The following is a 9,994-nucleotide window of genomic DNA, read 5'->3' as shown; positions in this document are numbered from 1 at the left end:
AAGAGTTCGGATTTGGCCGCCATGTCGATGCCGTAGAAATCCGGGTTCACGATGGGCGGGCTGGCAGAGCGGAGGTGAATTTCCTTCGCGCCCGCTTCGCGCACCATCTGGACGATCTTTTTCGACGTGTTGCCGCGCACGATCGAATCGTCGACCAGAATGACGCGCTTGCCTTCGAGCACTGCGCGGTTCGGGCTGTGCTTCTTCGAAATCGCGGCTTGCCGGCCGACCTGGGTCGGCTGGATGAAGGTTCGTCCGACATAGTGGTTGCGAATGATGCCCATGCCGAACGGGATGCCGGAGGCTTCCGAATAGCCGAGCGCAGCCGGCACGCCGCTGTCCGGAACCGGCACGATCACGTCGGCATCGGCGGGGGTTTCGGCGGCCAGTTGGTGACCCATGCGGCGACGTACATCATAGATCGAACGGCCCTGAACGATACTGTCGGGACGCGCGAAGTAGACATATTCGAATGCGCACGGGCTGCAGGCGCGCGGCGGGAAGGCCCGGATCGACTCAATACCGTCATCGGTGATGACGACCATTTCGCCATTCTCGACTTCGCGCACGAATTCGGCGCCGATAATATCGAGGGCGCAGGTCTCCGACGCGAGGACATAGGCTTCGCCCAGCTTGCCGATGACGAGGGGACGCAGGCCGATCGGGTCGCGTGCGCCGATCAGCTTCTTGCCGGTCAGGCCGACGAGCGCGTAACCGCCCTCAATCTGCTGCAAGGCGTCGACCAGACGGTCCAGGAAACGCGGCTTGGGGCTGCGGGCAACAAGGTGAAGGATGACTTCGGTGTCCATCGTGGACTGGAAGATCGCGCCATCGCGCACCAGCTGGTGGCGCAACTCGCGGGAATTGGTCAGGTTGCCGTTATGGGCGACCGCAAAGCCGCCGAAGGACAAGTCGGCAAAGATCGGCTGAATGTTGCGCAGCATCGGCCGGCCCTGGGTCGAGTAGCGATTGTGGCCGATCGCGGCATAGCCGGGAAGGCGGGTGCGAAGGTCACCGCCGAAATGGTCGCCGACAAGTCCCATGTGTCGCTCTGACGGGAACCGTTTGCCATCGAATGTGGTGATGCCGCAGGCTTCCTGACCGCGATGCTGCAGGGCGTGAAGCCCGAGCGCGGTGTAAAGGCTGGCTTCGTTGTTGCCGTAAATTCCGAAAACACCGCATTCTTCGCGCGGTTTGTCATCGTCATGATCGAACAGGACCATATGAGACCGGGGCCTCCTTTGTGCGTGACAGGTTCGTGACGCCCTATTGGCTTGTTTCTGCCTTCGAGGGAAGGGCAGTTTGCACTTCCTGCCCGACTTTTGTGGCATTCTCGTTCACATAATCGGCAACATTGCTGAGCACGGGATAGCAGGCCGCGTTCTGGATGAATCCGGGAACCCGGCTTTCATCAAGCGCCAGGTGCAGAAGCACGACAAAGAAAACGAGGGCAACAAAGCCGCGTGCGACACCGAACGCCAGACCGGCGAAATGGTCGAACATGCCGATACCGTCCGCGCCCTGGATATTTTTCGACAGGAGCTGGCCCAGCCAGGCAATCAGGACATAAGCGCCGACGAAAGCGGAAACGATCAGCAATGCGTCTGCTGTCGGCAAAGTGAATATGACAAGATCAAGTTGCGAAACGCTATCAGGCAGCATGGCGCCGAGATCGCTGCTGAAGAGCTTCCGGGCAAAGAACGCGGCGGTGACTGCGCCGATGAAGGCCCCCATGGTTGCCACTTCCCGAAGGAACCCGCGTGCGAAAGCCATAATGGCGGAGATAACGATAACGGCCACCGCGATGGCGTCGAAAGCTGTAACAGAATCAAGCATTCAGGGCGTCCGGGGCAAGCAACTCAACGAGCTGGATAAGCCTCTTAATCGGGGTGATCGTCAAGCCATCGACTGAACTTGGACTGCCTTCCGGCACGTAAGCATGTACGAAACCCAGGCGGGCCGCTTCCTTGAGGCGCTGCTCGATCCGCGCCACGGGGCGGACGGCGCCGGACAGGGATACTTCGCCAAAGAAAACCGATCGTTCCGGTGCCGCGTTATCAGAAAGCGACGTTAGCAATGCCGCAGCGGCGGCAAGATCGCCGGCCGGTTCGCCAATGCGATAGCCGCCTGCAACAGTCAGGTAGACGTCCATGCCTGCAAAGCCGACGCCGCAGCGCGCTTCGAGCACGGCCAGCAACATGGCGAGGCGACCCGCATCCCAGCCGATCACGCTGCGCCGGGGCGTGCCATAGGCGCTCTTGGCAACCAGGGCCTGCACTTCGGCCAGCACGGGGCGCGACCCTTCCATTGCGGCGAAGACAGCTGAGCCGCCTGCGGCTTCCCCATCTGGCGACAGGAACAGGGCCGAAGGCTCCTTGGCTGGGGCAAGACCGTATTGGTGCATTTCGAAAATGCCGATTTCGTCGGTCGGGCCAAAGCGATTCTTGGTGGCGCGCAGGATGCGGAACTGGTGGCCGCGTTCGCCTTCGAAGTAGAAGACGGTGTCGACCATGTGTTCGACAACGCGCGGGCCGGCAATGTTGCCTTCCTTGGTGACGTGACCGACGAGAACGAGCGCGGCGCCGGATTTCTTGGCCCAGCGGGTCAGCTCCTGTGCGCAGGCGCGAACCTGCGCGACGGAGCCGGGCGCGGCTTCGAGACTGTCGGACCACATGGTCTGGATCGAATCGATGACCACGAAGTCGGGTTCGGCGGCCTTCAGGGCAGCCAGGATCTTGCGCAGGTCAGTCTCGGTCGCGAGCTGGACAGGGCTGTCGGCGACTTTCAGGCGGATCGCACGTTCCTGGATCTGGGCGGCGGCTTCCTCGCCGGAGACGTAGACGGTCTTCAGGCCGTTGCGGGCGAGGCGCGCGGCGACCTGCAGCAGCAGCGTCGATTTGCCGATTCCGGGATCGCCGCCGATCAGCGTGGCGGATGATGGCACGAGGCCGCCACCAAAGGCGCGATCAAGTTCCTCGACGCCCATGATGATCCGCTTTGGCGGGTCGGCCCTGTCGTTGAGGGCGACGAATTCGATCTTGTTGCTGCGTTTCGTGCCGGCCTTGGCCGGCGCAAGGCCGCCTGGCACGGCGGCAACGGCTTCCTCTACGAGCGTATTCCATTCGCCGCAGCCATTGCACTTGCCGGTCCACTTGGAATGAACCTCGCCACAGGACTGGCAAACGAAAGCGGATGTTGAGACTTTGGCCATACGGCGAAGCTAGGGTGTGTCGGGGGTCTGCGAAAGGTCCACCGCTGGCAATTCTTCTGCTTCTGGGCGTTCAGGAGTGTCGCAGGCGAAGGCTGCAACACCCTCGGGCATCTTCCCGTCTGTCAGGCGTACGGCGCGGGCGGGGCCGCGCGCGTTGCCTGCAGTGAAGGCGAAGCTGCCGTCCAGCACATCTGCATTGCGCTGGTAGAAGGGGATGTAGCCGGAGAAGAGGCGCTTGGAGAGGGTCGGGTGGAACTCGAACCGCCCGGTGGAGGCACGGCGGGCGCCTTCGAACCGGCCCGTCAGCGTAACCGAGTTGATCTCCTTGGTGCCGACGAGGCGAACAGGGTAGCGGCCCGAAGACGGGATCGGCTGGAACGCTTCCTCGATCTTCTCGCCATCGCCGACGACCGGGGCCGACAGGGGATCGTCGGACAGGAACACGCGCCAGGCGAGGTGGAGGCCTTCATAGTCCTTCAGGTCGGCTTCGATCGTGCAGGTGTCGATATGCCACTCGCCGTCGAGCCGGAACTTCTCGTATTGCAGCCAGCCGGTGAAGCCGAGCGACAGCGCCGTGAACGCCACGGATATGTATTTGATGAAATCCATCATGGCTTTGTTCCCCCCGCGGTGCCGTCAGGGAGCGTAACCCGGCGTTCCGCCGAGGCAAACCTCGCATTTCGCCGTCGGGCTTAGATCGCCGGCTGGATCGGGCCATCCGCCCGGCCGTGAACGAACTGGTCGACATAGTCGTTGCCGGAATGATCGACGTCGCTGGCCTTGCCGCGCCAGATGATCCTGCCCTCGAACAGCATGGCCACTTCGTCGGCAATCTTGCGGGCCGAGCTCATGTCATGCGTGATGGTGACGGTGGCCGCGCCCAGGCCGCGCACCTGTTCGATGATCAGGTCGTTGATCGCGTCCGCTGTGATCGGGTCGAGGCCGGTGGTCGGCTCGTCGAAGAAGATCAGGTCCGGTTCGGAAATGATCGAGCGGGCAAGCGACACGCGCTTCTGCATGCCGCCGGAGATTTCGGCGGGATAGAGGCCGGCGACTTCCGAGCCAAGGCGCACTTTCTTCAGCGTCTCGATCGCGCGTTCCTTCGCCTCGCTACGCTTCACGCCATCGGCATTGATCAGGCGGAAGGCGACATTTTCCCAGACGGTGAGGCTGTCGAACAGGGCGCCTGCCTGGAACAGCATGCCGACGCGGGCGCGCATGGATTCGCGGGTCTTGCCGGTTGAATTGGTCACGTCGTGACCGTCGAACAGCACCTTGCCCGCCGTGGGCGTCATCAGGCCGAGCGCGACCTTCAGCATCACGGACTTGCCCGAGCCCGAGCCGCCGATCACGACGAGGCTCTGGCCGGGCGCAACGTCAAGATCGACACCGCGCAGGACATTGTTGCGACCGAACGATTTTTCGATGCCTTCCAGTTTCAGGATGGGCTGGGTCACAGGCCGATCTCCACGAACAGGTTGGACATGACGAAATTGGTCGCCAGCACGAGCACGGCAGCGCCGACCATGGACAGGGTCGCCGCCCGGCCGACGCCCGTCGCGCCTGCCTGCGAACGGTCGCCCTGGTAGCAGCCCATGACCGCGATGACGCCGCCGAAGACGAAGGCCTTGATCAGGCCGACCATGATGTCGTCGCGGGTGACGAAATCGAGCGTGTTGCGCAGATAGGTCGTCGAGTCGAAATCGAGGCTGTAGACGCTGACCAGCCAGCCGCCCATCACACCAATGATATTGGCGGCTGCCACCAGCATGGGCAGGGTAATCAGTGCGGCAATGAAGCGGGGGGCGTAGAGGTAGCGGTAGGGGGAGGCAGAGAGGGTCTCAAGGGCGTCGATCTGCTCGGTCACGCGCATGGCGCCAATCTCTGCCGAGATGCCTGCCGACACGCGCCCGGCGAGCATCAGGCCGGTGATGACTGCGCCGAGTTCGCGCGTGATACCGAGTACGACGATATTGGGCACGAACTGTTCAGCACCATAGCGACTGCCGCCCGTATAGATGTTCAGGGCCAGCGCGGCGCCGATGAAGACGGCCGACATGCCGACGACCGGGAGGGAATAGAAACCGATCCGGATGATCTGGCGCCCGATTTCGCCCCAAAACCAGCGCGGTGTGAACGCCGCAAGCGTCACCCGCCCTGCGAACGTGGACAAGCGTCCGATCTCGGCGAAGAAGCCGAGCGCGCTGGCACCGATCCAGCGCAGGGGATTGGGAAAGCCGCTTTTATGCATAGACACGTTCGACACGATTGCTGAGCCCCGTCAGTAGTTCATAGCCAAGCGTGCCCGCACGGGCGGCCTGATCCTCAAGTTTGGCATGCTCGCCGATGAATTCAACGCGCGCGCCTGCTTTTGCTTTATCCTGTACCTTGGAAACATCAATTGTCGTCAGGTCCATGGAAATGCGTCCGACGACCGGACACGGGACGCCGTCGAGATAGGCGATGAACGCGTTGCCGCCGGACCGCAACAGGCCGTCGGCATAGCCGATGCCGACTGTGGCGAGCCGGGTGTCCTGTTCGAGCGTCCGGGTTGCGCCATAGCCGACCGTGTCACCGATATCCCCATCGAAAACGCTGAGTATGGCGGCGTCCAGTGTTAGTCCGGGGCTTATCCGGAGTCCTTTTGGGGGCCGTGAGCCGCCGTATAGGGCGAGCCCGGGCCGGGTCAGGTCGTATCCGAAGGCCTTGCCGAGATAGCAGCCCGCGGAGTTTGCAAGGCTCGCCGGCGTGTCCGGGAAGGCCGCGGCAATATCGTCGAATGCGCTGCGCTGGGCCGCATTCATCTTGTGGCCGGTTTCGTCAGCGCACGCGAGGTGGCTCATCACCAGAACAGGTTGCAGTTTTTGCAGGCCCGCCAGCGATGTTCCGAGCATTTCGACCTTCAGGCCGAGCCGGTTCATGCCCGTATCGAAATGCAGCGCCGACGTGCCCTTCGGCGCGCTGGACCAGGCTTTCACATGGTCGGGCGACGACAGAACAGCCGTCAGGCCGGCCGCGATATAGGCCGACATTTCATTCCGGGTTGGACCGTTCAGGACGAAGATGCGCGAGCCGAGACCAAGGGCCTTGCGCAGCGCAAGGCCTTCTTCGAGATAAGCGACGAAGAAGGTCGAGCAGCCAGCCCGCGACAGCGCACGGGCAACGGGTATGGCGCCAAGGCCGTAGGCGCCTGCTTTCACGACGGAAGCCGTTGTCGCGCCTGCGTGCAGCCCGTCGAGCGCCCGCCAGTTCGCGACGATATTGGAAAGATGGATGGTGGCGCGGGGCAGCTGGCTCATGGGCAGCGATTTAGGACGCTTCGCGGGCGGTGTCACTTCTTCGCGGCATGCTCTTTCCACGCTTCGCCCTTCATGTTCCAGACCGGTGTGAAGAACACCATCCAGAGAATGATCAGTGTCATGCCGCCGGCCGGGACAATGGCGATCCTGTGCGGGCCGAATATGTCGACAAGCGCGCCCATGACAGCGGCGCCCAACGGCGCACCTGCCATGAATCCCAGTTGGTAGATTGAAAGCACCCGGGCGAGTTTCTCCTTGGGCGCTGCGTCCTGCACAATCGACCGGCTCATGGCGATCGAGATGCCGGCAGCGAGGCCCCAGATGAAGACGATGCCGAGGAAGGCCCAGTGCGGGATTTCCCACATCATGGCGAGGATACTGCTCGATCCCAGGAATTGTGCGACCAGCAGCAAGCGTCCCTGCCGCTTGATACGCCGGAAGATCGACAGGACGACTGACGAGACGAAGGCGCCCATCCAAAAGGTCACGAACATGTCCCGGATACCATCCGACCCGAAGCCATAGATATCGCGGTTGACGATGGGCAGGACGACGAGAAAAGCGCCGATCACGAAAATGCCGACGCCGAACATCAAGGCCGTCATGGCCCAGAGCCTGCCGTCAGAACGGACCGCGCGGAATCCTTCGGCAATGTCCCCGAACGCTGCGCCGAAACCGCTGCGCCCGGTCCGGACCTGTCGTCCTTTCGCCAGGTTAAGCGCAAACAGCGTCCCGAACACCAGGACAATCCCCTGTGTCAGCAAGAGTTTGTCGGCAGCGATGGGACCGATCCCGAAACCGCCCAGCCATTGCGGCATGCGGGTCATCTTGTCGGCATAGCCTGCGAGGATCAGGCCGGCGATCTGGGCCAGGAATTGCGCCATGGTGGCGAGAGTCACGCCGAGCTGGAGCGTGACGTTCGACCCGACGCGCATGCGCCGTTCGACAACTTCATTCACGATCGAATCGCGCGCCGGCATCATGAAGGCACCAACCGTGCCGATTGTCAGGCCGTAGAGGATCATGCCGGGATAGGAGAGCTGGCCGCGGGAAATCGCGAGCGCGAGGAACAAAGCCGGGATAGCGGCCAGGAGGTGGAGGATGATCAGCAGGCGCCGGCCATCGGCACGTTCTGCCACAACGCCGCCGATCAGGAGGAATATAACCGACGGCGCGGACAGCGCCATATTGGCCAGCCCCAGCGCGAGACCGTCCATGTGGAGGTGGTCCTTGCCCGTAATCAGGTAGGGGAACAGAACCATCTGAAGCCCGAAGGCCATGAACCAGCTGCACTGGACCATCAGATAGGCGGGAAGTTCGATGCTCACGCCCCGGCGCAAGCGTTTTGCCCGCCAATGCGTTGCGGTCGACAGGAGGGAGGCGCCGGCGCCAAGCGCTTCGCTGATGCCGCTGACCGGTGACGTCACATCGCCGACGGCTTCCTCGACCATATCGTCAACGAGTTCTTCGATCCTGTCGCTCATCCCAGCTCCCGTCGGCGACCGCGACTGTATGTTGAGCCCCGGACCATTAAAAGTAAAATCAGATACTGCGCCATCGCAGGGGCAAACGATCAGGGCCGGCGCGGGAATGGCAGGTTTCCGTCAGTTGCCTTTGAGTCGCCCTGTTTGTACCGTCAGTAGCGGCGTATGTTCGAACTACAAGCCACGGGTGGAGTATCATGAGACTGTTCAGGCAACTCGTCAGTTGGGCCCTCGCGCTATTTTTGATCGTCATGTTTGTGCAGGCAACCATCTACCCACTGCCCAACCCGCCAGAAGGATCGGTCAAGTTTTTTGACCCTCCCGGAGCCAATATCGTCTTCCAGACAATCGCAGACCGTACGGGCCAGACCCTGTTCGAGCCCGCTGGCAGGGTTCTGACCGGTGCGCTTGAGCTGATTGCGGCGTTTTTCCTGCTTCTGCCCTTTACCCGGCGCCTTGGTGCGCTGATCTCCGCTGCGGTGCTCGGCGGCGCCGTGGCGTTCCATCTGTCGCCCTACCTTGGCCGCGAGGTGCCGGTATCGCTTGACCCTGGCAACACGCAGACAGACGGTGGCATGCTGTTCATGCTGGCGATCATCATGCTGGTGGCGAGCCTGCTGGTGCTGGTGGTTCATCCCGGATCGCGAGACTGACGCTGGCATTTGTCGGTGCTGTCTGTACCGCTCGTTAACGCTTTCGGTTCAATCTACGGCCATTGCGACGCAGGCATCTAGATGGACGATATGGAAGAGCCAACGAATCCGCCGCGAATAGGGCGCGCGCGAGACGCCTTGTTCAGACGGCTGCTTGATCTTGTGGCGATGCCGGCATCGCGTCTGGCGCACCAGGATCGCAACATGGTGGGCGATATCCTGCTCGACATGCTTTTCCACGCAAACACACGCGAACGCATGCTTTGCGCGTCGAGGCTGGCGACCAGCCGGGAGGCGCCGCGTCGCCTGCTTCGCTATCTCGCTCAAAGCTCTTTCGAGATTGCACAACCGCTGCTGGAACAGAACGAGGCGTTCGACGCCAGCGATCTCAGCGAGATCGTTGAAGCGACGTCGACCGATCACCGCCTGGCCATCGCCCGCCGCAAGATCGTGGCGCCGGGCGTGTGTGTGGCGCTCGCCGAACATGGCGAATCGCATGTCGTCCGCGAAATGGTCGAGAATGCTGGCGCAGTGGTGCCGGAATCGGCGATGGACAAGCTGGTGATGCGCTCGCGTGACGAGTCCCAGCTTTGCGCGCTGCTGGTGGAGCGTCTCGAGTTGCGCCCCTCTCAGGCGATGGCGATGTTCTGGTGGTCGGACAGCCCGGTCCGGCGCAAGATCTTGCAGCGCCATTCAGCCGACCGGATTGAGGTCATCGAAACCTGCAAGGATGTCTTCGAGATCATGGCGTCCGAAAAATGGGCCGATCCGGTTGCACGCAAGGCATTGCAGCTCATCGAGCGGCGCCAGCGCAACCGCGAGGCGCTCGACAGGAGCCCGTTCGATAGCCTTGAAAGCGCAATAAATTCAGCAGCGCTGGAAGGTATGACGTCTGAGCTTGCGCAGGAAATCGGGTACCTTTGCGGGATCAAGCCCGTGACCATCGCCAAGATCCTTTCCGATCCTGGCGGTGAAGGCTTGGCAGTACTCTGCAAGGCGACTGGCGTGAAGCGTGACTTCCTGCCTGTGCTCTGGGCGGCGCTGCGTCGTCCGCTCGAAATCGATGATGGTCAGATACACCCTCAATTCGAATTGGTAGCGGAGACCTACGAGCTGCTGACGGTTGCCAAGGCGCAGACGACACTACGCTATTGGAACTGGTCACTTTCGGCCGCTTTCTCGGCACAGGCCCTGCACGAATCACAAGGCACCGGCGAGGCCGCGAACGAAGAAGCGGCGTTCTCGACGTCACAGCGTACAGCCAGACTGGTTTTTGGCAGCTAGGCGTCGAAAAAGTCCGAAAGAGTCTTCCCAAGCTCGCTCCGGGCCTTTAGGTCAGGCGTTCGT

Annotated in this window: 10 protein-coding genes; 2 read left to right on the top strand and 8 right to left on the bottom strand. The window is 62.2% G+C overall.

The window, feature by feature from the left end; translation table 11 throughout:
* The 8 genes from purF to AADA04_RS09400 form a co-directional block, all read right to left on the bottom strand.
* A partial coding sequence (gene purF, locus AADA04_RS09435; protein WP_340693009.1) for an amidophosphoribosyltransferase occupies positions 1 to 1,223 on the bottom strand: 1,223 nt, incomplete at its 3' end.
* Positions 1,224 to 1,266: 43 nt separating this feature from the next.
* Positions 1,267 to 1,836: a CvpA family protein gene (locus tag AADA04_RS09430; protein ID WP_340693008.1), complete on the bottom strand. Its 570-nt coding sequence runs from the start codon at positions 1,834 to 1,836 to the stop codon at positions 1,267 to 1,269.
* Positions 1,829 to 3,211, bottom strand: a complete 1,383-nt coding sequence (gene radA / locus AADA04_RS09425; RefSeq protein ID WP_340693007.1) for a DNA repair protein RadA — start codon at positions 3,209 to 3,211, stop codon at positions 1,829 to 1,831. The genes AADA04_RS09430 and radA overlap by 8 nt, the downstream gene beginning before the upstream one ends.
* A 9-nt stretch (positions 3,212 to 3,220) precedes the next feature.
* A complete protein-coding gene (locus tag AADA04_RS09420; protein ID WP_340693006.1) occupies positions 3,221 to 3,823 on the bottom strand; it encodes a hypothetical protein in 603 nt (200 codons plus the stop codon).
* Between the two features lie 80 nt (positions 3,824 to 3,903).
* On the bottom strand, positions 3,904 to 4,668 hold the full coding sequence (locus AADA04_RS09415; protein ID WP_340693005.1) for an ATP-binding cassette domain-containing protein: 765 nt from the start codon (positions 4,666 to 4,668) through the stop codon (positions 3,904 to 3,906).
* Positions 4,665 to 5,462 carry an ABC transporter permease gene (locus tag AADA04_RS09410; protein ID WP_340693004.1) on the bottom strand — a complete coding sequence of 266 codons (798 nt, stop codon included), beginning with the start codon at positions 5,460 to 5,462 and terminating at the stop codon, positions 4,665 to 4,667. Before AADA04_RS09410 ends, AADA04_RS09415 begins: the two co-directional genes overlap by 4 nt.
* Positions 5,455 to 6,510 carry an alanine racemase gene (gene alr / locus AADA04_RS09405; protein ID WP_340693003.1) on the bottom strand — a complete coding sequence of 352 codons (1,056 nt, stop codon included), beginning with the start codon at positions 6,508 to 6,510 and terminating at the stop codon, positions 5,455 to 5,457. Before alr ends, AADA04_RS09410 begins: the two co-directional genes overlap by 8 nt.
* Positions 6,511 to 6,542: 32 nt before the next feature.
* Positions 6,543 to 7,994 carry an MFS transporter gene (locus tag AADA04_RS09400; protein WP_340693002.1) on the bottom strand — a complete coding sequence of 484 codons (1,452 nt, stop codon included), beginning with the start codon at positions 7,992 to 7,994 and terminating at the stop codon, positions 6,543 to 6,545.
* A 197-nt stretch (positions 7,995 to 8,191) separates the two neighbouring features.
* On the opposite strand from AADA04_RS09400, the gene AADA04_RS09395 reads away from it, so the two are divergent.
* Together AADA04_RS09395 and AADA04_RS09390 are read left to right on the top strand one after the other, a co-directional pair.
* A complete protein-coding gene (locus AADA04_RS09395; RefSeq protein ID WP_340693001.1) occupies positions 8,192 to 8,647 on the top strand; it encodes a hypothetical protein in 456 nt (151 codons plus the stop codon).
* 138 nt (positions 8,648 to 8,785) lie between these two features.
* Positions 8,786 to 9,931 carry a DUF2336 domain-containing protein gene (locus AADA04_RS09390; RefSeq protein ID WP_340693000.1) on the top strand — a complete coding sequence of 382 codons (1,146 nt, stop codon included), beginning with the start codon at positions 8,786 to 8,788 and terminating at the stop codon, positions 9,929 to 9,931.
* Positions 9,932 to 9,994 lie beyond the last annotated feature (63 nt).

This window comes from Hyphomonas sp., from assembly GCF_037969335.1.
Taxonomy (GTDB): Bacteria; Pseudomonadota; Alphaproteobacteria; order Caulobacterales; family Hyphomonadaceae; genus Hyphomonas.
The sequence above is the reverse complement of the archived record's forward strand: the minus strand, read 5'-3'. Positions and strand labels throughout refer to the sequence as shown.